We start from the raw sequence: 23,294 nt of genomic DNA on the forward strand, positions 1-23,294 counted from the left end.
TGTAGTCCGCCGGCGCGTTTTCTAGACCAACTGCCGCTCGCGCCGCATCCACATCTCGAACGCCATGGCATTGAGCGGCCGGCTGATCAGGTAGCCCTGGGCCGTATCGCAGTTCCACTGCTTGAGCAGCTTGAGGCTGGGCTCGAATTCCACGCCTTCGGCCACCACCTTGAGCCCCAGGTTGTGGCTCATTTCGATGGTCGAACGCACGATCACGCCGTCGCCGCTGGTGCTGTCGAGGTTGCGCACGAAGGATTGGTCGATCTTCAACTCCTGCACCGGCAGGCGCTGCAGTTGCGCCAGGGAGGAATAGCCGGTGCCGAAGTCATCCACCGACAGGCTGATGCCGCAGGCGCGCAGTTGCTCCAGCACGCTCAAGGCTTGCTGCGGGTTGTGCATGATCGCGCTTTCGGTGATTTCGAAAATCAGCTGCCGGGCCGCCACGCCGTACTGCATCAGCAAGGTGCTGACGCGGATCGCCAGGTCGTCATCGGCCAGGTCATCCACCGAGATGTTCACCGACAGCTGAATGTGCATGCCGCGCTGCGACCACTCGCCGATCTGGCGGATGGCTTCTTCGATCACCCACAGGGTCAGGCCGCCCATGCTGCCGGTGCGCTCGGCCAGGGGGATGAACTCGGCGGGCGACACCAGCCCCAGGGTGGGATGCTGCCAGCGCAGCAGGGCTTCGGCCTGGCACACCTCGCCATGCTTGAGGTCGAGCTTGGGCTGGTAGCACAGGTACAACTCGCCTTCGACGACGGCCCGGCGCAGGTCGCGGATCAGGGTGATCTGGCGCTGGTGGGCGAGGTCGCGGTCCTGCTGGTAGATCTGCAGATAGCCCGGCAGCGTCGCCGCATCGTGGCGTGCGATGGCGGCGCGACTGATCAACTCTTCCACCTGCTGGCCATCGGCGGGGTAGGCGGCGATGCCGATGCTGACCTCGTGGCGCACTTCATCATTGCCGATGCGCTGGGGCTCGGTAAGCAGCGCGTAGAGGCGGTCGGCACGGGCCACGGCGCGGTCGATCTCGGTGTTTTCCAGCAACAGCAAGAACTCGCTGCCGGTGATGCGCGCCGCCGTGTCGCTGGCCAGCAGGCTCATGGACAGGCAGCGGCTGGCTTCGCGCAGCATTTCATCCACGCCCTCGGGACCGAAGCCCTCGTTGATCACCCGGTAGTTCTCGATGCCCAGGTACAGCAGCACTACCGGCCGCCGGGCACTGATCGCACTGCCCAGGCGTTCCATGGCCAGGGCTCGGTTAGGCAGGCCAGTGAGCGGATCATGCAGGGCGTTATGGGCCAGTTGCCGTTCGCGCACGGCGATGCCGCTTTGCATGGCGTTGAAGGCGCGGGCCAGCAAACCGAACTCATCGTGGCTGCGCACCCGCACCGGCGTGCGGTAATCACCGGCGCCGATGCGCCCCGCCGCCTCCACGAGGGCGTTGAGCGGGCGCGACACCCGCCGCGCCAGGAACAACGCGCCGGCCAACGACACCAGCAGCACCGCCAGGGCAATCCCGAGAAACTGCCGGTCCAGCGGCGCAAAGGATTCCAGCGCATGGTCCAGCGGGCTTTGCAGCAATACACGCACGTCATCGCCGTCGCCGGTATTGGCCAATGGAAGCACGCGGCTGAGCACGCGCTGACCGTGGAACCCATGGATCTGTGCCTCAGGGTTGAGCGGAGCGTCGTGCAGCAGGCTGAGGGCGGTGGCCCGGTACGCGTCGGGCTGGGTGCTGAACAGCGGACCGGGCGTGCCGTCCTGCACACTGAGAAACGACACTTCCAGGTTGCTCATGGAGCGCAGTTCATAGGCGAACAGTTGGTCCATGGCAAAGCCCATCACGATGCGCGCGATGGGCAACGGGTCGCGCACTTCATCCTGCACCAGCAGGTAAGGCCGCCCGTCCAGGGCCACGATCACCATGTGCAGGCCACTGCGCCGCGCATGGCGCAAGGCGGCGTCATAGGGGAACGGCTGGCCGCGGGTGAGGATAGGAAGTGTGCTGACCATGACCTTGCCATCCAGGCCCAGCACAAACACTTCGCTGGAACGGATGCCGGTGCCGTGGCGCCGCAGTGCCGCCAGGATCGGCGCAGGCTTGCCCTCGGCCACGGCCAGCTTGAACGGACCATCGCCGGCGAGCCAGTCGAGCCCGTATTGCAGGCGCCGCCCGCGCAGGTCCAGCAGACGCTCGAATACCTGGGTTCCGGTTTTCAGTTGGACTTGTGCCTGGTTCTCCACGGCACGGCGGGTGGCGCTCTTGACGGCGAAATAGGTGGCGGCGACCACCACCAGCAGCAACAGCGCCAACACCCCGGCAATGCGGGTTTGAAAGGTATGGCGCCATGTCATGGCAGTGCCCTCCGGCAGCGTTCGCCGCTCGCTGCCGCTGCGTCCCTTAGTCATGTGCATTCCTTGCGCTCTGACCCGCCGTCAAAAAAACATCCATTCAGACTGGAAATTTGGTTTTAGCAGATTAGCTGGGACAGAGCAGAAGCGCACCGAATAAAACCGGGGATTTTACTGTCATTTTATTGGCGACAACCGCTTGACCATACCTCCCTGTCAGCTGCGCGCGCGCATGAAGTCCCCCCAACGCCGCACCAGATAGTTGTGCTCATCCATGACCGAGTTCCACACCGCAATATGCCCCATGCGCTGCTCATAGGAGCCGCCATCGCGCACCTCGCCGATATCGATCAACGGCAACCCATCACTGCCGAGCAGCTCCTCCCGTGCAGGCTTGCCGGCGTACCAGTAATCCCACTCGGCACTGCTCAGGTGATCACGGCTGCGCGCCGGGTTGCCGATGTAGTAACCCTGGCGCGCCATCACCGCGCCCGGCCAGCCGGACAACCACCAATTGAGGTACGCGTAGGCCGCGTCCAGCACCGGCCCCTGGGCATGGCGCGACAATGACAAGCCGCCGAACCAGGCGCGATAGCCTTCGCGGGGGACCGCCAGGCGGTATTTCACCCCGGCGCGGTGCAGGCGCATCAGGGTTGGCGACCACAGGCTCTGAATATCGATGCTCGGGCTGAGCATCAGTTGCGCGGCCTCTTCATCGTCGGACCAGAACGCGGCGAAATGCCCTTCCTTCTGCTTGCGCACCAGAATATCGGCGAGCACGTCGATCTCTTCGATGCTCATATTGCCGATGTCGTTGAAGCGCGCCAGCCCCGCGCCCTGCACCGCCAGCGCAGCATCCAGCGCGCCGATGGCAGCATCGCTCTGCAGCGCCGTGCGGGCGCGCCAGGCCGGGTCCAGCAGCCAGCCCCAGCTTTCGTTACCGTGGCAAAAACCCTCGGGCAGGCGCTCGGGGCGGTAGGCGAAGCTGTCGGCATTGTGGGTCAGGGGCAGCATGCTGATGCGCTCGGTGACGGTGCTGCCGAGGCTGCCGTCGTGCTGCACGAACAGGCGCTCGCTGGGCACGCTGCCGCTGCCCAGGCGGTCGTTGGGCGACAGCCGACCACGCTTGGGCAGGTCGTTGATCTCGTGCCACAGCGCGATGCGCCGCGTGTCGATGGGCTGGATCGCCCGGGCCGGCCACACGAAGTCGACGTTGTGAAACCATTGGTCGTACAGGTCATAGCTGTCGGGCTGCATCACTGCGATGCGCTGGGCCTGCTCCACATCGTGCACCTGGTACACCAGGCGAATCCCCAGTTCCTGTTCGGCGCGCACCCGCAGGCATTCGAGCAAAGTGACTGAGGTGCCGAGCACCCGTAAGGTGATCATCCGGCGAACCGCCGTGAGAACACCTCAAAGGAACGCCGCAGCAACGTTGGGTCGAGACCGCGCAGGATAAACACCAGGCGCGATTGCCGCTCGGTGCCTGGCCACGCAGGCAGATGGACCGGGGCATGCAGGCAATGCTGCACGCCATGAATGACGATGGGGGCGTTACTGGCGTTCACGTTGAGCAGTCCTTTGACGCGAAGGATTCGTTCGCCGTGGCATCTTAACAGCATCGACAACCACACCCCGAAGCCGACCCAGTCCAGCGGCCGGTCGAAGGTCATACTGCACACCTGGGCCGTACCGTGGGTGGCACTGGTGGTCTGGTGCAATTGCCAGCGGCTGACTTCCAGGGCGGGTTCGGCACTGCGCAGGCCTTCGCCGAGCAACAGTTGGTCGCCACTGTGGATGGCGTGGGTATCGAGGACCGGCGTACCGGCGTTGAGCGCTTGCAGGTGCGCACGCAGCGGTTCGCAGTCATCCACAAGATCAGTCTTGCTCAGCAGCAAACGGTCTGCCGCCGCGACCTGGGCCAGCCATTCCGGGTGCAGGCGTTCCTGCAACGCGGCGTGGCTGGCGTCGACCAGCGTCACCACCAGGCCGATATGAAAACGCCCGCGCAGTTGCACGTCGTTGTTCAAGGTGGCGAGGATCGGGGCCGGGTCGGCCAGGCCGGTGGTCTCGAGGATCACCCGTTTGAACGCAGGAATTTCGCCACGCTCGCGGCGTTGCAAGAGGCCGAGCAACGCGTCCTTGAGCTCGCCACGGATGGAGCAGCAAATGCAGCCGCTGGGCAGCAGCACAGTGTCCGGCGCGACCTCTTCCACCAGCAGATGGTCGATGCCGATATCGCCGAACTCGTTGATCAGCAACGCGGTATCGCCCAGGCTTTCGCCTTGCAGCAGGCGCTGGAGCAAGGTGGTCTTGCCGCTGCCGAGGAAGCCGGTGATGACATTCAGGGGCATGCTCATGGCGCTGACTCCAAGTGATCGAGCAGACGCGGATCAAGGGGATCCAGCGGCCGGCCGAGCATGGTTTCAGTTGCCTGCCACAGTTGATCCAAGCCGCTCGCCAGTGCCTGTTTACCGGTGGCGCCCACCAGCAGATAAGACGCACCCTGGAAGTCTTCGACCTTGAGCCGGAACACCGCCAGCACTTGGTTGATCGCGGCGATACGGCGCAGGCGTTCGCGGCGCCGGGGCAGTTCATCACCCAAGGGGTCGCTCCAGTGCAGGTCTTCGCCGAGCAATCCGCAGAGTCCGCACATGGCTACACCCCGCTCATGGCATGACATCGCCGGAGTTCGGGCCCAGCGTCTGGCCGACGAACAGGTTGCCGCCCGGTTCACTGGCCAGCAGCACGGCGGTGGGCGCCACCTCGTCCGCCAGGCCGAAGCGTCCCAAGGGCAATTCAGCGGCCTTGGCGCGCTTCCAATCGTCGCTGATACCGCCCACTAACGGCGTCTCGATCGGCCCGGGGGCGATGGCGTTGACCAGCACATTGTCCTTGGCCACTTCCAGGGCCAGGGACTTGGTAAAACCGATGACCCCGGCCTTGGCGGCCGCGTAGTGGGTGAGTTCGGCGCCGCCCTTGATGCCCAGTTGCGACGCCACGTTGATGATCCGCCCCCAACGCTGCGCCAACATATGCGGCAAGGCGCGCTGGCTGGCGACGAACACACTGGTGAGGTCGACGCGCAGCATGTCGTTCCACATCTCGATGGACAGGTCGACGCAACGCGCCTGGGTGAGCATCCCGGCATTGTTGACCAGGATATCGATGCCGCCGAAATGTTCGACGCAACGGTCGACACTGGCCTGGGCGCCTTCGACCGTGCCCACATCGGCCACGCACTCGACCACTTCGGCGCCCAGGTGGCGGCAGGCGGTCGCAGTTTCGGCGAGGCTGGCGGCGTGGCGGTCGGCCAATAGCAGACGCGCGCCTTCAACGGCATAGGCGCGGGCGATGGCGGCACCGATGCCGCTGCCGGCGCCGGTGATCACGGCCCGACGGTTGGTCAGTTGGTTCATGCAAAAACTCCTGAAAAATTTTACTTCCAATGTGGGAGGGGGCTTGCCCCCTCCCACATTTGGATTGAGTACATCAGTCAGTCAGGCCAGCGCACGGTGAGGCCGCCGTCGATGACGATGCTCTGCCCGGTCAAATAACTCGACGCTTCACTGGTCAAGAACTGCACCAGCGACGCCACTTCATCCGCGCGCCCTACCCGCCCCAACGGAATCGCTCGCGCCGCTTTTGCCAGACCTTCCGGCCCCAGCGAGTTCTTCGCATCCAGCGACTGCGGCGTCTCGATCAACCCCGGGATTACCGCATTGCAGCGGATGCCCAGGGGCGCCAGTTCCACCGCCAGCGAACGGCACAACCCCGGCACACCGGCCTTGGCCGCCGCGTAATGGCTGTGGTCCTGCCAGCCATACACGCCGCCGGCAATCGAGGAGATCGCCACCAGCGCGCCGCCTTCGTTCATATGCCGCGTCGCCGCGCGGAAGGTGCGCATCACCCCGGTCAGGTCGACATTGAGCATCTCGTTCCATAACTCGTCGGTCATTTCCAGCAGCGGCGCACGGCGCAGCAAACCGGCGTTGGCCACCGCGTAATCCAGCCGGCCGAAATGCTGTACCGCCTGCTCGGCGAGGGCGTCCACCGAGTCGGTATCGCCCACGTCCAGCGGCAACATCAGGCACTCGCCCCCCGCCTCTTCCACCCACGACACGGTGGTGCCCGGGTCGTGGGGATCGGCCGGGTAATACCCGCCCACCACCGCCACGCCGCTGCGGGCATAGGCCACGGCGAGGGCTTGGCCGATGCCACTGGCGGCACCGGTAATCAGGGCAACTTTACGGCTCATCACATTCTCCTTACTGAACGGTTTCCGGACGCACATGGCGGGCGGCAAACATCAGCGCGCCGGACAAGAAGCATGGCAGCGCGCCGAACCACAGCGCGGCGGTCTGCCAGTCACTGCCGGCGGACAACACCTGGGTCGCACCAAAGCCCGCGACCACGGCACCAATCGGGCCCATGGCATGGATGATCGCGCCGCCGGTGGCGCGGATGCTGGTGGGAAAGCTTTCACTGATAAAGAACAGTGCCGCCGAGTACGGCCCGATCAGGAAGAACAGGCCCAGGCTGTACAACCCGACCACCATCGGCATGTTGCTCGGGCCAAACAGCATGCCGGCAAACGCCAGGCCGCCAAGCATCCAACCCAGGCCGATCACATTGCGGCGGCCGATCTTGTCGCCCATCCAGCCGTGGCTGAGGTAGCCGCAGTAACCCACCAGGTTGGACAGCACGAGGATGATCAGCGAGTTCTCGAACGAGATGTGGTGCACGCTGACGATCACCGAGGTGCCGAGCACACTGAACACCTGGATCGCTGCCCAGTTGAGCAGCAGCGCAGCGCCGATCACCAGGGTGGCTCGACGGGCCGGGCCACGGAAGGCCGCCTTGAGGCCGGCCTTGCTGTGTTCGTCGTAGTCCACGCCGTAGGTCACGGCAACGTTTTGTGCTTCTTTCACCGCGCCGCTTTTACGCAGTTGGCTGATGCGCTGGTGGATCTGGAACTGCGGGCTCTCCTTGAGCTTGCGCGCCATGATCGCGATGACAATGGCCGGGATCGCGGCGAAGATAAAGCAACCCTGCCAGCCGATGATCGGCAGCAACAGCGCGGTCAAGCCGGCGGCAATCAACGCGCCGACCGGCCAGCCGCCCTGCACCAGACTGTAGATGAAGCCGCGACGCTTGGTCAGGCGCGGGTCTTCCGAGGCGCCATACAGCTCGGTCAAATAGGTGGCGTTAACGGTTTCTTCGGCATACCCCAGGCCGCCCAGCGAACGGATCAGAATCAGCGGCGACTTGCCCCACGCGCCGCCAATGGCGGTCAGCGCCGAGCACAGGGCGGAACCGGCCACGGTGAAAATAATCCCTTTGCGCCGCCCCAGCTTGTCGACGATCGGCCCGATGGCCAAGGCGACCACGGCGGTACCCACCGCCACCCAGGTCGCGATTTCAGCCTGCTCCACTTCACCCCAGCCGAAGTGTCGGCCGATCTCCGGCAGCAAGGTGCCGAACAGGATGAAGTCGTACACCGCAAACACCCAGGCGAAAAACGCGATCCAGGTGGCGAAGCGCACTTCCTGGGACGTCAGTTGCCGGGGTTTCCAGCCAGTCAGGTCAAGCTTGTTGTAGATGGACATAATCGCGCCTCGGGAGGTGGGGGCTGCTTGGGTTGGGATCAGGTACGCGGTTGGCGGCGGATAAAGTCGTCGGCGATTTCGTCGAAGGTGACAAAACGCACGCCGGCATGGCTCTGGATGTGTTCGATCAAGCGCTCGAGCATCAGCAGCACTTGCGGGCGGCCGGACACGTCGGGGTGGATTGTCATGGTGAACACCGCGTGTTCGTGCTCGCGGTAGACCCAGTCGAACTGGTCGCGCCACATCTCCTCGAGGTGGCGCGGGTTGACGAAGCCGTGGCTGTTGGGGGCTTTCTTGATGAACATCATCGGCGGCAGGTCGTCGAGGTACCAGTTGGCCGGGATCTCCACCAGATCGGTTTCTTCGCCGCGCACCAGGGGTTTCATCCAGGTGTCGGGGTGCTGGCTGTAGTCGATCTTGGTCCAGCTGTCGCCCTTGCGTACGTAGTAGGGGTGGAAGTCGTTGTGCATCAGGCTGTGGTCGTACTTGATGCCTTTTTTCAGCAACAGCTCGTTGGTGACCTTGCTGAATTCCCACCACGGCGCGACGTAGCCGGTGGGGCGTTTGCCGGTGACTTGGGTGATCAACTCGATGGATTTATCGAGGACGATTTCTTCCTGCTCGGCGGTCATCGCAATCGGGTTTTCGTGGCTGTAGCCATGCACGCCGATTTCGTGGCCGGCGTCGGCCACGGCCTTCATCTGCTCGGGGAAGGTTTCCATCGAGTGGCCGGGGATAAACCAGGTGGTGCGCAGGCCGTAGCGTTCGAACAGTTTGAGCAGGCGCGGCGCGCCGACTTCACCGGCGAACAGGCCGCGGGAGATGTCGTCGGGCGAGTCTTCGCCGCCGTAGGAACCGAGCCAGCCGGCGACGGCGTCGACGTCGACGCCAAATGCACAGAGGATGTCTTTAGCCATGGTGTTTCTCCTTAAAGGTTGAGGACGGATTCGACGGACAAGGCCGCGCGCAACAGCCGCGCATCTTCTCCGCTCGGGGCGCTGAGCAGCAGCCCGGTGGGCAGGCCCTGGGCATCGCGGCCGCTGGGTAAGCTGATGCCCGGCATGTCGAGAAAACTGCCGGGCATGGTCAGGCGCAGGGTGGCGAGGTTGGTTTTCACGAACAGTTCGTCGTCGGCTTCAAGCGGTGCCAATGCCGGGGCGACATGGGCGACGGTGGGGGTGATCAGGATCGCGCCGTCGAGGTCATCGAGCAGTTGCTGTTGCAGGCGGCGGCGTGCGTCGGTCAGGTGGATCAACTGGCTGGCCGGCAATGTGCGCGCGGCTTCAAGGCGGCGGCGCACGCGGGGGTCGAGGTGCTCGGCGTCAGCACTGTCGAGCAGGGCCTGGTGCAGGGCGAAGGCTTCGAACGCGCCGAGCCAGCCTTGGTGCTTGATCAGCTCCAGGGTGGCCTGGAACGGGGTGCTGTCACGCTCTTCAATCAGCGCACCTTCGGCCTTCAGTCGCTCAACGGCACGCAGCAGGTTGTTGCGCACCGCAGGCTCCACGTCGGCCAGCACCCCCTGTTCCAACACAAAACGCTGCCCTTTCAGGCGGCGGGCAGTGTGCTGCCGGGCACGGCCATGGAGCAGGTCGTCGATGGCCAAGGCATCGCGCACGCTGCGGGTCAACGGGCCAAGGCTGTCGAGGGAACGGGCCAGGGGAAACACACCGTCGCGGCTGTAGCGTCGGCTGCTGCTGCGGTACCCCACCAGGCCGTTGAGCGCTGCCGGAATGCGGATGGAGCCTGCGGTGTCGGTGCCCATGGCGATCGGCACGATACCGGCCGCGACCGCCACCGCCGAACCGGACGACGAGCCGCCGGGAATACGCGCCTGGTCGGTGCCATGGGGATTGTGCGGCGTGCCGAAATGCGGGTTCAGGCCCAAACCGGAATAGGCGAGTTCGCTGAGGTTGGTCTTGCCGACACTGACCATCCCGGCACGGCACAACAGGCCCACGCTGGGGGCGTCCAGCAACGCGGCGGGCGCAGTGCGGCGGTAGGCGGCACCAGCGGTGGTGATGCTGCCGGCCACATCGAACAGGTCTTTCCAGGCCAGGGGCACGCCATCGAACAGGCTCAAGGGCTGGCCGGCACGCCACCGGGCGGCGGACGCTTCGGCTTCACGGCGGGCGCGTTCGGCGGTCAGGGCAATAAATACGCTGGTCGAGCGGCTCGCTTGATCGAGTGCCTGCTCAAGGGCTTGCACCGGGTCGCTGCGACCGCTGGCGAAATCCTCGGCCAGTGAAGTGGCGTCTGACATCAGGGGAAACCTCATAAAACGTACATATTAATAAAATGTACATTTTACAAAGGCAGCTTTCGTGCCAGTCTCTGCGTAGCGCTCTTGGCGCGATTACGCATTCTTACCCATAGCTACGGGATAGATGGTGTTGATCGATGGAAAAAAATCGTGCGCCACGCTTGCGAAGCGCCTTCAATGAAATAATGTATCTTTTATTAATAAGTACATTTTGGTGCAGAAAAGTAACATTCCTACGTTCAAGGCCCCAAAAAAGTGCCACCGACGTGGCGCAGAGTGACAGGCGCAACTTATGAGAGAATCCCCGGCCATCGTCCTACATGCCTTTGAGAAATCGATGAAAGCAGTGTCCGCCTCGGCCTCCCGTTACGCGATGATTCACCAGGTGTTGCGCGACGCGATCGTCAATGGCACCGCGCGCCATGGCCTGGTATTGCTCGAAGCGCCCCTGGCCGAGCTGTTCGGCACCAGCCGCGTGCCGGTGCGCAAGGCGCTGGACCTGCTGCACGCTGAGGGCTTGATCTGCCGCTTCAACGGCCGGGGTTACCTGATCAACCCAGAAGGCCTGGCCATGGAGCCGCTGCGCCTGCCCCTGAGCCATGCGCACCTGGGCCTCAATGGCGAGGCCGAACTGGTGGACACCCGGCCGTTGGGCGAGCGCATCGTCGAGGAAATCGGCGCGGCGCTGTCCACCTGTATCGCCTTCGGCCATTACCGCCTGGATGAGCAGGCCGCCGCCGACCACTACGGCGTCAGCCGCGCGGTGGTGCGTGAAGCGCTGATGCGCCTGCGCGACCGTGGCCTGGTGGAAAAAGAGCCCTATTCCCAATGGCTGGCGGGGCCCCTTACCGCGCGGGAAGTCACCGAAGATTACGAACTGCGCGCCTGCCTGGAACCCGAAGCCCTGCGCCAGAGTGCCCCGAACCTCGACCGCGACATGCTGGAAGCCATGCTGCAGCGCGTGCTGGATGCCCAGGACAGCCCCCAGTGCAGCCTGGAAGCCATCGAGCAGATCGAAGAGGATTTGCACCAGCGCTGCCTGGCCGGCCTGCAGAACCGCAAGATTGCCGCGCTGATTCGCCAGGGCCAGAGCCCGATGATCATCAGCCGGATTTTTTACCGATTGCTGGGGATCGGTGCCGATCCGGCGATGCTTGCCGAACATCGCTTGATTCTGGAGCTGCTGCTGCATGGCGCATTCGATGCGGCGGCGTTGAACCTGCGCGAGCACTTGCAACGGGCGCGGCAGCGGATGTTGCAGCGCTTGAAAGTCCTGTCGGTGCTGCCAGAGCAGCCACTCCCCGCCTACCTTCACAAAATCAGCTGATCCCATGCGGGAGGGTCGCCGCAGTAATTTCCTGCAATATGTTGCTATCTCACCCCCACCATTGAAACCACTGCTGCCCCGCCCCATCTAAGCTGCATACTTCCTTATGCAGGTGCCCCATGAGCGACCAGCAAGAATTCCCTGATTACGACCTCAACGATTACGCCGACCCCGAAAACGCTGAAACCCCTTCGTCCAATACCGGCCTGGCCCTGCCTGGGCAAAACCTGCCGGACAAGGTCTACATCATCCCGATCCACAATCGGCCGTTCTTCCCGGCGCAAGTGCTGCCGGTGATCGTCAACGAAGAGCCGTGGGCCGAGACCCTGGAGCTGGTGAGCAAATCCGACCATCACTCCCTGGCCTTGTTCTTCATGGACACGCCGCCCGAAGACCCGCGCCATTTCGACACCTCGAGCCTGCCGCTGTACGGCACCCTGGTGAAGGTGCACCACGCCAGCCGCGAGAACGGCAAGCTGCAATTCGTCGCCCAGGGCCTGACCCGCGTGCGCATCAAGACCTGGCTCAAGCACCACCGCCCACCGTACCTGGTCGAAGTGGAATACCCGCACCAGCCGAGCGAGCCGACCGACGAGGTCAAGGCCTACGGCATGGCGCTGATCAATGCGATCAAGGAACTGCTGCCGCTCAACCCGCTGTACAGCGAAGAGCTGAAGAACTACCTCAACCGCTTCAGCCCCAACGACCCGTCGCCCCTCACCGACTTCGCCGCCGCGCTGACCTCGGCCACCGGGAACGAGCTGCAGGAAGTGCTGGACTGCGTGCCGATGCTCAAGCGCATGGAAAAAGTCCTGCCGATGCTGCGCAAGGAGGTGGAAGTCGCGCGCCTGCAAAAAGAACTCTCCGCCGAGGTGAACCGCAAGATCGGCGAGCACCAGCGCGAGTTCTTCCTCAAGGAACAGCTCAAGGTCATCCAGCAGGAACTGGGCTTGACCAAGGACGACCGTAGCGCCGACGTCGAGCAGTTCGAGCAACGCCTGGAAGGCAAGGTGCTGCCGGCCCAGGCGAAAAAACGTATCGATGAAGAACTGAACAAACTGTCGATCCTCGAAACCGGCTCGCCGGAATACGCCGTCACGCGCAATTACCTGGACTGGGCCACCTCGGTGCCATGGGGCGTGTATGGCGAGGACAAACTCGACCTCAAGCACGCACGCAAGGTGCTGGACAAGCACCATGCCGGCCTGGATGACATCAAGAGCCGCATCCTCGAGTTCCTCGCGGTGGGCGCCTATAAAGGCGAGGTCGCCGGCTCCATCGTGCTGCTGGTGGGCCCGCCGGGCGTGGGCAAGACCAGCGTGGGCAAGTCCATCGCCGAGTCCCTCGGGCGGCCGTTCTATCGCTTCAGCGTCGGCGGCATGCGCGACGAGGCCGAGATCAAGGGCCATCGCCGCACCTACATCGGCGCCCTGCCGGGCAAGCTGGTGCAGGCGCTCAAGGATGTGGAAGTGATGAACCCGGTGATCATGCTCGACGAGATCGACAAGATGGGCCAGAGCTTCCAGGGCGACCCGGCTTCGGCACTCCTGGAAACCCTCGACCCGGAGCAGAACGTCGAATTCCTCGACCACTACCTGGACCTGCGCCTGGACCTGTCCAAGGTGCTGTTCGTGTGCACCGCCAACACTCTGGACTCGATCCCCGGCCCGCTGCTGGACCGCATGGAAGTGATTCGCCTGTCGGGCTATATCACCGAAGAAAAAGTCGCCATCGCCAAACGCCACCTGTGGCCAAAGCAGCTGGAAAAAGCCGGCGTGTCGAAAAACAGCCTGAGCATCAGTGACGGCGCCCTGCGTGCACTGATCGACGGGTACGCCCGTGAAGCCGGGGTGCGCCAGCTGGAGAAACAGCTGGGCAAACTGGTGCGCAAGGCGGTGGTCAAGCTGCTGGATGAGCCGAACTCGGTGATCAAGATCGGCAACAAGGACCTGGAAAGCTCCCTCGGCATGCCGGTATTCCGCAACGAGCAGGTACTGTCGGGTACCGGCGTGATCACCGGCCTGGCCTGGACCAGCATGGGTGGCGCGACCCTGCCGATCGAGGCGACCCGTATCCACACCCTCAATCGCGGCTTCAAGCTCACCGGGCAGTTGGGTGAGGTGATGAAAGAGTCCGCCGAAATCGCCTACAGCTACATCAGCTCCAACCTGAAGTCGTTTGGCGGCGACCCGAAGTTCTTCGACGAAGCCTTCGTGCACTTGCACGTACCGGAAGGCGCCACGCCGAAGGACGGCCCGAGCGCCGGGGTGACCATGGCCAGCGCGCTGCTGTCCCTGGCGCGCAACCAGGCGCCGAAAAAAGGCGTGGCCATGACCGGCGAACTGACGTTGACCGGGCATGTGCTGCCAATTGGCGGCGTGCGCGAGAAGGTGATTGCGGCGCGGCGCCAGAAGATCCACGAGCTGATTCTGCCGGAGCCGAACCGTGGCAGTTTTGAAGAGTTGCCGGAGTACCTGAAGGAAGGCATGACGGTGCACTTTGCCAAGCGCTTTGCGGATGTGGCGAAGGTGTTGTTCTGATAGAACGCTAGCGCCTGAACTGGCCTCATCGGGGCCCCCCCCCTCCCACACTTGAATGTGTTCACACATCAATATGTGGGAGGGGGCTTGCCCCCGATGGCGTGAGTGGCCGCAACCTGTATCCTGCTTGTAACACCCTGTCTTATCTTCGGTTATGCTCGGTCTTCGTCGCCAAACAACGGAGCCCCCATGACCGCTGCCCGCCTGCTTCTCCCCCTGAGCCTTTGCCTGCTCGCCGCCTGTGCCAGTGCGCCGAAGCAAAACGTCACCGTGGACAACCAGAGCGCCTGCCCGCTGCAGCTCAAGACCGGGCAAAACCTGATCCTCGCCCTGCCGAGCAACCCCACCACCGGCTACCGCTGGGCCATCCAGGATTCCGCCGGCGGCGTATTGCGGGCCCTGGGCCCCGAGGTGTATAGCAGCTCGGAATCCGGTGTGATCGGCGGCGGCGGCCAGTCCACCTGGCGCTTCCAGGCATTCGCGGCCGGCCAGGGGCGGTTGCGCCTGACCTCCCAGCAACCCTGGGAACCGGAAGCCGAGCCCGCCGAGACCTTCGACTGCGCCATTACGGTGAACTGATATGCCATGGCTGATTCTTGCGTTGATGGGCGCCGGCACCTTTATCTATGGCCTGAGCACCCATGCCACGTTGCTGTGCCTGCTGGTCAAGCCGCTGCCGGTCCTGGCGCTGCTGGGCTGGCTGCATGATGCGCCGCCGACCGAGTATCGACGCTGGATCAGCCTCGGGCTGATTTTCTCCCTGGTCGGCGATGTATTGCTGGCCTGGCCGGGCGACCTGTTTATCTTCGGCCTTGGCGCCTTTCTGTTTGCCCACCTGGCCTACCTCAAAGCCTATTGCAGCGACTGCCGCCGTCTGGCGCTGCTGCCGTTGGCGTTGGCGCTGGGCGTGGGCGCGATCCTGCTGGGCATCCTGATTTCCCACGGCCTTGGTGAATTGCTGATACCGGTGGTGGTTTACGCACTGGTGATCAGCGCCATGCTCTGGCGCGCGCTGGCACGCGTGGGCAGCGATGTGCCGAAACGCTCGGCGCTGCTGGCGGCGGCGGGCGCGGTGTCGTTTGTGTTTTCCGACACGCTGATCGGTATCAATCGGTTTGTGCTGTCGTTCGACGCCGCGCCGTATTTGTTGATCGTCACCTACTGGCTCGGACAGTGGGGCATCACCGCCTCGGCTTTCCATCAGACAACCCGCGCACACGAGGGCCAACTTGGCTAAAATGCCGGCCTTTCCCCCTCGTCGCCGGAACAACCGTGAGCAAAGAACCCGATCGCCTATTCGCCCAGCCCCTGCCCCAGGTGCCGGACTTCGCCTTTAACGAGGACGTGGTGCGGGTGTTCCCGGACATGATCAAGCGTTCGGTGCCCGGTTACCCGACGATTGTCGAAAACCTCGGCGTGCTTGCGGCGCAGTTTGCCCAACCGCACAGCGTGCTCTACGACCTGGGCTCGTCCCTGGGTGCGGTGACCCAGGCCTTGCGCCGTCATGTGCGCACCGACGGTTGCCGCGTGATCGCGGTGGATAACTCGGCGGCCATGGTCGAGCGCTGCCGCGAATACCTCAATGGCCAGGACTCGATGTTCCAGGAGCTGCTGCCGGTGGAGGTGATCGAGGGCGACATCCTCGCGCTGCAGTTCCAGCCGGCCTCGGTGGTGGCGTTGAACTTCACCCTGCAATTCATCGCCCCGGATGAGCGCCTGGCGTTGCTCGGGCGTATCCGCCAGTCGTTATTGCCCGGCGGCGCACTGATCCTTTCGGAAAAGCTGCGCTTCAATGACCTGGAAGAGCATGCGCTGCTCACCGACCTGCATATCGCGTTCAAACGCGCCAACGGCTACAGCGAACTGGAAATCGCCCAGAAGCGCAGCGCCATCGAAAACGTCATGAAGCCCGACAGCCTCGAAGAACACCGCGAACGCCTGCTGGCGGCCGGGTTCTCGAAAGTCGTGCCGTGGTTCCAGTGTCTTAACTTTGCCTCGTTGATTGCCTTGCCATGATTGATCTGTCCCCCCTCGCCCGCCATCTGGTCGGCACCCCGCTGGCCGTATGGGCCCAAGGCCTGCAAGCGCAGCTCGATAGCAAGATGGAAAAGGGTCATGGCGACCTGGAGCGTTGGCAGAGTGCCCTGGACGCGCTGCCAAGGATCCAGCCCAGCAAAGTCGACTTGCTCAATGGCCTGGTGCTGGACACCGATTGCGACGACGCCACCCGCGCGCAGATGCACACCGCGCTGATGGGCTTGAGCCCGTGGCGCAAGGGCCCGTTCCACCTGTTCGGCGTGCATGTGGACACCGAATGGCGCTCGGACTGGAAATGGTCGCGTGTGGCCCCGCACCTGGACCTGAAGGGCAAGCGTATTCTCGATGTCGGTTGCGGCAACGGTTACTACATGTGGCGCATGCTCGGCGCCGGGGCCGACAGCGTGATTGGCGTCGACCCGAACTGGCTGTTCTTCTGCCAGTTCCAGGCCGTACAGCGTTACCTGTCCGAACCCAAGGCCTGGCACCTGCCGTTCCCGTTTGAAGACCTGCCGGCGAACCTGGAAGGCTTCGACACGGTGTTTTCCATGGGGGTGTTCTATCACCGCCGCTCGCCGATCGAGCATCTGCTGGCGCTGAAGGACACCCTGGTCAGGGGCGGCGAACTGGTCCTGGAAACCCTGGTGGTGGAAGGCGACCAGCAACAGGTGCTGGTGCCGGAAGACCGTTATGCGCAGATGCGCAACGTGTGGTTCCTGCCGTCGGTGCCGGCACTGATGCTGTGGCTGCGGCGTGCCGGGTTCAGTGATGTGAGGTGCGTGGATGTGAGCGTGACCACGGTGGAGGAACAGCGCGGAACGGAGTGGATGAAGTATCAATCCCTCAGCGACTTCCTCGATCCGCAGGATCACAGCAAGACGATTGAAGGGCTGCCGGCGCCGATGCGGGCGGTCATCATCGCTAAAAAGTAAGCCCCCAAGCTCCCTGAAAAAATGAAGCGTTCTTTAGAGCGGGGGCTTGGCTCGGCGGGCCTTGAAGAATTCGCTCAACACCGTGCCGCACTCCTCGGCCAGCACACCGCCTTCAAACAACACCCGATGGTTCAGAAAGCCCTGGGTAAAGAACTGCCCCTGGCTTTGCACAATCCCCGCCTTCGGCTCCAACGCGCCATACACCACCCGCGCGATGCGTGAATGCACGATCAGCCCGGCGCACATGCTGCACGGTTCCAGGGTCACGTACAGCGTACTGCCCGGCAGGCGGTAGTTGCTGACAGCCTGCGCGGCGGCGCGGATGGCGACCATTTCGGCGTGGGCACTGGGGTCATTGCCACTGATCGGGCAGTTGAAGCCGCGACCGATGATGTCACCGTCCTGCACCAGCACCGCGCCCACCGGCACTTCGCCCAGCGCCGCGCCTTGGGCGGCAAGGGCCAGGGCTTCGCGCATGAAATCCTGGTCGCGGCTGCGGTCGATGATCGCCGTGGGGCGGAACTGGCGCATCACGCCACCTCGATGGCGGCCATCAGGCCGGTTTCCATATGGTCGATCACGTGGCAGTGGAACATCCACACCCCGGGGTTATCCGCCACCAAGGCCACGCGGGCGCGTTCGTTCTTGCCCAGCAGGTAAGTGTCGGTGAAATACGGGATCACCTTGTGGCGGTTCGAGGCGATCACCTTGAAGCTCATGCCGTGCAAGTGGATCGGGTGCTGGTACTGGGTCATGTTCTTCAATTCGAAAATGTAGCTCTTGCCTTTTTCCAGCTTGGCAATCGGGCGGTCGGCGCAGGTCTTGTCGGTGATGTCCCAGGCCTGGCCGTTGATCTGCCAGAGGCTCGGCGGCTTGCCATTATCGACATTCACCGACACTGAACCGACCCACTCGAAATTGAAGTTGAGTTTCTCCGCATTGGCCAGGTCCGGCTCGGCAATCGGGTTGGCGGGCAATGCCGGTGGCCATTCGGTCGGTGCATCGGTGTTGGCGACTGAGCGGAAAGTGCCCAGGCGCACCGGGCCGTTGCGGATCGACAGTTCTTCACCCGCCGGCGGCGCCTTGATCGCGAGGCAGATACGCATGCCCGGACCCAGCCAGTATTCCTTGCCCAGCGGGCGCGGTTCGACGGGGTTGCCGTCCAGGGCGTAGATCTGCGCTTCGACGTCGGGGATGTTGATGCGATAGGTCAGGGTGTTGTCGAGGTTGAGCAGGCGCACACGGGTGATCTGCCCGGCAGGCAGGTCGATCACCGCCTGGGAGACGCCATTGATGGTCGACAACCGCCCGGCCGTGCCCCCTCGCGCGGCCTCACGGGGAATGCTGAAGGCGACAAAGGCGCCCTCTTCGTCCACATGCCAGCTCTTCAGGCTCAGGGTGCGCTCGTGCTTGAACCCGGTGGGTTCGCGTTCTTCGATGATCAGCGGGCCGACCAGGCCGCGGCCGAGTTCTTCGCTGCTGTTCACATGGGGGTGATACCAGTAGCTGCCGGCGTCGGGCACGCGGAATGTGTAGTCGAAGTATTCGCCGGGCAGCACCGGCAATTGCGAGACGTAGGGCACGCCGTCCATTTCCAGCGGCAGGCGAATGCCGTGCCAGTGGATCGTGGTAGCGACCGGCAGGTGGTTGATAAAGCGCACCCGCAGCCACTCACCCTGGCGCACGCGCAACTCGGTGCCCGGTGCCGAAGGGCCGAAGGCCCAGGCCTGGGTCTTGTGCCCCGGCACCAGTTCTACGTCGAGCGGCGCGGCGATCAGTTCGTAATCATGCCCCGCTTCGGCTTCGGCGACTTTCCCCAGCCAGTAGCGGTAGGCGCCACCGGCGCCGACGCCCACTACGGCCAGGCCTGCAAGACCACCCAGGATTTGTCGACGGGAAAAGGATCGGGACACAACAACCTCACGTATCTGCCGCAGGCACAGGGCCTGCAAAGGGCAGATACGATACACCTGCATTGGCTAAACAGTAAGGCTTCGCATTGCCGCGGATCTGCGATCAGCGCTTGGCGGCCGCCAGGATCAGGGCTTTCATCTCGGCCACCGCGCCTTTGAAACCGACGAACAGCGCGTGGGCCACCAGCGCGTGGCCGATGTTCAGCTCGTTGATGCCCTTGATCGCAGCCACCGCTTCGACGTTGTGGTAGTGCAGGCCGTGGCCGGCATTGACGATCAGGCCTTCATTAAGGCCGCAGTTCACACCGTCAATGATGCGCTGCAGTTCATCCGCCACTTCGGTCGGTGTGGTGGCGTCGGCGTAACGGCCGGTGTGCAGTTCGATGGCCGGCGCGCCGACACGGCGGGACGCTTCGATCTGGCGTTCGTCGGCGTCGATGAACAGCGAGACTTCGCTGCCGATCTTCGACAGGCGCTCCACGGCGGCCTTGATCCGCGCTTCCTGGCCGGCCACGTCGAGGCCGCCTTCGGTGGTCAGTTCCTGGCGGGTTTCGGGTACCAGGCAGATGTGCGCCGGACGGATGCGCTCGGCGAAGGCCATCATTTCTTCGGTGACGCCCATCTCGAAGTTCATGCGGGTTTGCAGCACGTCCTTGAGCAGCAGCACATCGCGCTCCTGGATGTGGCGGCGGTCTTCGCGCAGGTGCACGGTGATGCCGTCGGCACCCGCTTCTTCGGCGTCCAGCGCGGCCTTGACCGGGTCAGGGTAACGGGTGCCCCGGGCCTGGCGCAGGGTAGCGACGTGGTCGATGTTGACGCCAAGAAGAATGCGATTGCTGGTGGTCACGGAAGCGCTCCTGAAAAGGGGAAGAAACGCTGCACAGCATACACGGGGATGTCAGGGCTTTCGAAACAACTCGCGACTGACCAGCGGCCGTCCACCCAGGTGCACGGCCAGGGCCTGGCGCATCAAGCGCTTGGCGGCGGACAAGGCGCCCGGTGCAGTCCAGTCGGCTTCACTCATGGCCAGCAGCTCGGTGCCCTGGAACAGTCCCGGTTGCAGCAGGTACACACGCTCCAGGCCCGCATCCACCTGCAGGCGGTACATGCCGTCGGCGGCGATGGGGTCGCCGTGCAGGTCGTTGTGCAGTTCGAAGCCGTAGCCCAGGTCGTCGAGCAGGCGCCATTCGAAGGCGCGCAACAGCGGCTCCAGGGGGCGGCCCTCGGCCAGGGCCAGCAAGGTGGCGGCGTAGTGATCGAAGACCGCCGGGTGCGGGTCTTCGGCGGGCAACAGGCGGATCAGCAGTTCATTGAGGTAGAGGCCGCTGAACAGTGCATCGCCATTGAGCCAGGCGGACGTGCCGACGCTTTCCAGGCGGCCGACGTTTTTCAGCTCGCCCTTGCCGCGAAACTCCACGTCCAACGCCACGAAAGGTCGCGCCAATGTCCCCGCCTTGCCCCGCGCGCTACGCAACACCGCGCGCAGGCGGCCTTGGGGCGTGAGGAAATCCACCAGCGCGCTGGTCTCGCGGTAGGCGCGGCTGTGCAGCACGTAGGCGAGTTGGCTGGTGGGTGGGGATTGGGACATGGGTTCTCTATCTTGAAAACAACACAAACCTAATGTGGGAGGGGGCTTGCCCCCGATGGCGGTGGCTCAGTCACTTACTTATTAACTGACCCACCGCTATCGGGGGCAAGCCCCCTCCCACATTTTTTGCCCTGTGGTGTCCTTACAGGTCGCCGTAGCCGAGGGAGCGCAGTGCGCGCTCATCATCGGACCAGCCGCCTTTAACCTTCACCCACAGGTTAAGCATGATCTTGGAATCGAACAGCAATTCCATGTCCTTGCGCGCTTCGGTGCCGATGCGCTTGATGCGCTCGCCCTTGTCGCCGATGATGATTTTCTTCTGACCGTCACGTTCGACGAGGATCAGCGCATGGATATGCAGGGTCTTGCCCTGCTGCTTGAACTCTTCGATTTCGACGGTGATCTGGTACGGCAGCTCGGCGCCCATCTGGCGCATGATTTTCTCACGCACCAGTTCGGCGGCGAGGAAACGGCTGCTGCGGTCGGTGATCTGGTCTTCCGGGAAGAAGTGCTCGTTCTCCGGCAGGTAACCGGCGATCACGCGCTCCAGGGCTTCGAGGTTGTGCCCGTGCTGGGCCGAGATCGGCATGATCTGGGCGTTCGGCAGTTGCTCCTGCAGCCAGCTCAGGTGCGGCATCAGCTCGGCTTTGTCTTCGATGCGGTCGGTCTTGTTCAACGCGACGATCAAAGGGCCAGTGACGTACTGCACGCGCTCGAGGACCATCTGGTCTTCGTCGGTCCACTTGGTGCGGTCGACCACGAAGATCACCACGTCCACGTCTTTCAACGCCGCCGAGGCCGTCTTGTTCATGTAGCGGTTAAGGGCTTTCTCGCCGCCCTTGTGCATGCCCGGGGTGTCGACGTAGACCGCTTGCACGCTGCCTTCGGTCTTGATGCCCAGCATGTTGTGGCGGGTGGTCTGCGGCTTGCGCGAGGTGATTGCAAGCTTCTGGCCGAGGATATGGTTCAGCAGCGTGGACTTGCCCACGTTCGGGCGGCCGACGATGGCAACATAGCCACAGCGTGTTGCGGTTGAATCAGTCATGGCCATTCTCCACGCCCAGGGCAATCAGTGCTGCAGCGGCCGCTACCTGTTCGGCAATACGACGGCTCACACCCTGACCTCGGCTTTTTTCATTCAGTAAGGTGATTTCACATTCCACGAAGAACACGCGGCAATGGGGTTCACCCTGGATATCCACCACTTCGTAGCGTGGCAGGTCGCAACCGCGCGATTGCAGGAACTCCTGCAAGCGGGTCTTTGGATCCTTGTTGGTGTCGACCAGCGTGAGGCTTTCGATCTCGGAGGTCAGCCACGCGGTGACGCGCTCCTTGGCCGCTTCCATGCCGGCATCGAGGTAGATCGCGCCGATCAACGCCTCAAGCGCATCGGCCAGGATCGACTCACGGCGGAACCCGCCGCTCTTCAACTCGCCGGAACCCAGGCGCAGGTACTCACCCAGGCCAAAACCACGGGCCAGTACGGCCAGGGTCTCGCCCTTTACCAGGCGTGCGCGTAAACGCGACAGCTGACCTTCACGGGCTTGGGGGAAGCGCTCGAACAGTGCTTCACCGGCGACGAAATTGAGGATGGCATCACCGAGGAATTCCAGGCGTTCGTTATTACGCCCTGCAAAGCTGCGGTGTGTGAGGGCAAGGACCATCAATTCCTGATCCTTGAAGGTGTAGCCGAGCTGGCGCTCGAGACGACTTAGAGAAACGGTCACGGTTTACCCATATCTGTGTGGTGGCACCGGCGGCCATCGACGATTGACGCAGTGTTCAAATTCAAATCCTGGTTGGTATTGCACGGGGACGGAAAATGTCCAAGCCCCAGAAAAGCATTCGGCGCTGTGTGCACAGCGCCGCTTGTATTACTTGATCAGCCCGACCCGCGAGAAGTTCGGCAGGTGGCTGAGCTTGGGTTCCGGCCAGCTCATCCAGACCGCAAAGGCCTTGCCGACGATATTCTGGTCGGGAACCATGCCCAGCAGGTCCTTGGGAATGCTGGGGTCATCCCAGTAACGGCTGTCATTGGAGTTGTCGCGGTTGTCGCCCATCATGAAGTAGTGCCCGGCCGGCACTTTCCACTCGCCGTCAGGCATGGCACGGTAGCGGCTCATTTCCTTGCGGATTTCATGCTCTACCGCACCGAGTTTTTCCTGGTACAGCTCGGCACTGCCCAGGCTGTTCGGTTCGGAACCGATCAGCTTCTCGGCCACCGACTCGCCGTTGATGAACAGGCGCTTGTCGCTGGTGTAGCGAATCACGTCGCCCGGCAGGCCTACCACACGCTTGATGTAGTTGACGTTCGGGTCGCTCGGGTAGCGGAACACCATCACATCGCCGCGCTGCGGATCACCGACTTCGATGACCTTCTTGTCGATCACCGGCAGGCGAATCCCGTAGGAGAACTTGTTCACCAGGATGAAATCGCCCACGTCCAGGGTAGGTTTCATCGACCCCGACGGGATCTGAAACGGTTCCACCAGGAACGAGCGCAGCACCAGCACGATGAACAACACCGGGAAGAACGACTTGCCGTATTCAACCAGCAAAGGCTCTTTGTTCAGCTTCTCGATCACCATGCCATCGGGCTGGCTGACGCTGCCCTGATAGGACGCGATAGCCGCCCGCCGACGCGGGGCGAAGAACACCAGATCGAGCAACGCCAGGAGACCGCAAACGGCAACGGCGATGACCAGCAACAGCGGGAAATTTAGCGACATAGGA

22 protein-coding genes are annotated in these 23,294 nt (G+C 63.5%); 6 read left to right on the forward strand and 16 right to left on the reverse strand.

What is annotated here, in order from left to right; all coding sequences use genetic code 11:
- Positions 1-21: 21 nt before the first annotated feature.
- The 9 genes from FX984_RS25450 to FX984_RS25490 form a co-directional block, all read right to left on the reverse strand.
- The gene (locus FX984_RS25450; protein WP_098480324.1) at positions 22-2,358 is read right to left on the reverse strand and encodes a putative bifunctional diguanylate cyclase/phosphodiesterase; all 2,337 of its coding nucleotides are present in this window, start codon (positions 2,356-2,358) and stop codon (positions 22-24) included.
- A 213-nt stretch (positions 2,359-2,571) separates the two neighbouring features.
- Positions 2,572-3,744, reverse strand: coding sequence for an ABC transporter substrate-binding protein (locus FX984_RS25455; RefSeq protein ID WP_065926582.1), 1,173 nt, complete (start codon positions 3,742-3,744; stop codon positions 2,572-2,574).
- Positions 3,741-4,715, reverse strand: coding sequence for a CobW family GTP-binding protein (locus FX984_RS25460; protein ID WP_092356258.1), 975 nt, complete (start codon positions 4,713-4,715; stop codon positions 3,741-3,743). The genes FX984_RS25455 and FX984_RS25460 overlap by 4 nt, the downstream gene beginning before the upstream one ends.
- Positions 4,712-5,011 (reverse strand): hypothetical protein, encoded by a 300-nt coding sequence (locus tag FX984_RS25465; protein ID WP_146475977.1) that lies wholly within the window; start codon positions 5,009-5,011, stop codon positions 4,712-4,714. Before FX984_RS25465 ends, FX984_RS25460 begins: the two co-directional genes overlap by 4 nt.
- A 13-nt stretch (positions 5,012-5,024) precedes the next feature.
- The gene (locus FX984_RS25470) at positions 5,025-5,774 is read right to left on the reverse strand and encodes an SDR family NAD(P)-dependent oxidoreductase (protein WP_027604647.1); all 750 of its coding nucleotides are present in this window, start codon (positions 5,772-5,774) and stop codon (positions 5,025-5,027) included.
- 77 nt (positions 5,775-5,851) lie between these two features.
- Positions 5,852-6,613: an SDR family NAD(P)-dependent oxidoreductase gene (locus tag FX984_RS25475; RefSeq protein WP_027604648.1), complete on the reverse strand. Its 762-nt coding sequence runs from the start codon at positions 6,611-6,613 to the stop codon at positions 5,852-5,854.
- Positions 6,614-6,623: 10 nt separating this feature from the next.
- Positions 6,624-7,964 (reverse strand): MFS transporter, encoded by a 1,341-nt coding sequence (locus tag FX984_RS25480; protein WP_027604649.1) that lies wholly within the window; start codon positions 7,962-7,964, stop codon positions 6,624-6,626.
- Between the two features lie 38 nt (positions 7,965-8,002).
- Complete coding sequence (locus FX984_RS25485; RefSeq protein WP_010212857.1) at positions 8,003-8,881, reverse strand: polysaccharide deacetylase family protein; 879 nt, start codon at positions 8,879-8,881, stop codon at positions 8,003-8,005.
- An 11-nt stretch (positions 8,882-8,892) separates the two neighbouring features.
- Positions 8,893-10,224, reverse strand: a complete 1,332-nt coding sequence (locus tag FX984_RS25490; RefSeq protein WP_146475978.1) for an amidase — start codon at positions 10,222-10,224, stop codon at positions 8,893-8,895.
- A gap of 337 nt (positions 10,225-10,561) precedes the next feature.
- Between FX984_RS25490 and FX984_RS25495 the strand changes: the two genes are divergently transcribed.
- The 6 genes from FX984_RS25495 (at position 10,562) to cmoB (ending at position 17,060) form a co-directional block, all read left to right on the forward strand.
- A complete protein-coding gene (locus tag FX984_RS25495) occupies positions 10,562-11,551 on the forward strand; it encodes a GntR family transcriptional regulator (protein WP_027604651.1) in 990 nt (329 codons plus the stop codon).
- Between the two features lie 119 nt (positions 11,552-11,670).
- Positions 11,671-14,091 (forward strand): endopeptidase La, encoded by a 2,421-nt coding sequence (gene lon / locus FX984_RS25500; protein WP_027604652.1) that lies wholly within the window; start codon positions 11,671-11,673, stop codon positions 14,089-14,091.
- 189 nt (positions 14,092-14,280) lie between these two features.
- Entirely contained in the window at positions 14,281-14,670 is a 390-nt protein-coding gene (locus tag FX984_RS25505; protein WP_027604653.1) for a protease inhibitor I42 family protein, read from the forward strand.
- A 1-nt stretch (position 14,671) separates the two neighbouring features.
- Complete coding sequence (locus FX984_RS25510) at positions 14,672-15,328, forward strand: lysoplasmalogenase (RefSeq protein ID WP_146475980.1); 657 nt, start codon at positions 14,672-14,674, stop codon at positions 15,326-15,328.
- Positions 15,329-15,363: 35 nt separating this feature from the next.
- Entirely contained in the window at positions 15,364-16,107 is a 744-nt protein-coding gene (gene cmoA, locus FX984_RS25515) for a carboxy-S-adenosyl-L-methionine synthase CmoA (protein WP_027604655.1), read from the forward strand.
- Positions 16,104-17,060: a tRNA 5-methoxyuridine(34)/uridine 5-oxyacetic acid(34) synthase CmoB gene (gene cmoB / locus FX984_RS25520; RefSeq protein WP_146475982.1), complete on the forward strand. Its 957-nt coding sequence runs from the start codon at positions 16,104-16,106 to the stop codon at positions 17,058-17,060. The genes cmoA and cmoB overlap by 4 nt, the downstream gene beginning before the upstream one ends.
- A 33-nt stretch (positions 17,061-17,093) precedes the next feature.
- On the opposite strand, the gene tadA is transcribed toward cmoB, so the two are convergent.
- From tadA to lepB, 7 genes are all read right to left on the reverse strand, one after another.
- Positions 17,094-17,591: a tRNA adenosine(34) deaminase TadA gene (gene tadA, locus FX984_RS25525; protein ID WP_027604657.1), complete on the reverse strand. Its 498-nt coding sequence runs from the start codon at positions 17,589-17,591 to the stop codon at positions 17,094-17,096.
- Positions 17,591-18,973 (reverse strand): multicopper oxidase family protein, encoded by a 1,383-nt coding sequence (locus FX984_RS25530; protein WP_027604658.1) that lies wholly within the window; start codon positions 18,971-18,973, stop codon positions 17,591-17,593. Before FX984_RS25530 ends, tadA begins: the two co-directional genes overlap by 1 nt.
- Before the next feature lie 103 nt (positions 18,974-19,076).
- Entirely contained in the window at positions 19,077-19,820 is a 744-nt protein-coding gene (gene pdxJ / locus FX984_RS25535; protein ID WP_027604659.1) for a pyridoxine 5'-phosphate synthase, read from the reverse strand.
- Between the two features lie 51 nt (positions 19,821-19,871).
- Complete coding sequence (recO, locus tag FX984_RS25540; protein ID WP_092356244.1) at positions 19,872-20,561, reverse strand: DNA repair protein RecO; 690 nt, start codon at positions 20,559-20,561, stop codon at positions 19,872-19,874.
- Positions 20,562-20,703: 142 nt separating this feature from the next.
- Positions 20,704-21,606 carry a GTPase Era gene (gene era / locus FX984_RS25545; protein ID WP_027604661.1) on the reverse strand — a complete coding sequence of 301 codons (903 nt, stop codon included), beginning with the start codon at positions 21,604-21,606 and terminating at the stop codon, positions 20,704-20,706.
- Positions 21,599-22,288, reverse strand: coding sequence for a ribonuclease III (rnc, locus tag FX984_RS25550; RefSeq protein WP_027604662.1), 690 nt, complete (start codon positions 22,286-22,288; stop codon positions 21,599-21,601). The genes era and rnc overlap by 8 nt, the downstream gene beginning before the upstream one ends.
- A gap of 147 nt (positions 22,289-22,435) precedes the next feature.
- Entirely contained in the window at positions 22,436-23,290 is an 855-nt protein-coding gene (gene lepB / locus FX984_RS25555) for a signal peptidase I (protein WP_027604663.1), read from the reverse strand.
- Positions 23,291-23,294: the final 4 nt, after the last annotated feature.

Origin of the sequence: Pseudomonas marginalis, assembly GCF_008692035.1 — a bacterium.
GTDB classification, from domain to species: Bacteria; Pseudomonadota; Gammaproteobacteria; order Pseudomonadales; family Pseudomonadaceae; genus Aquipseudomonas; species Aquipseudomonas marginalis.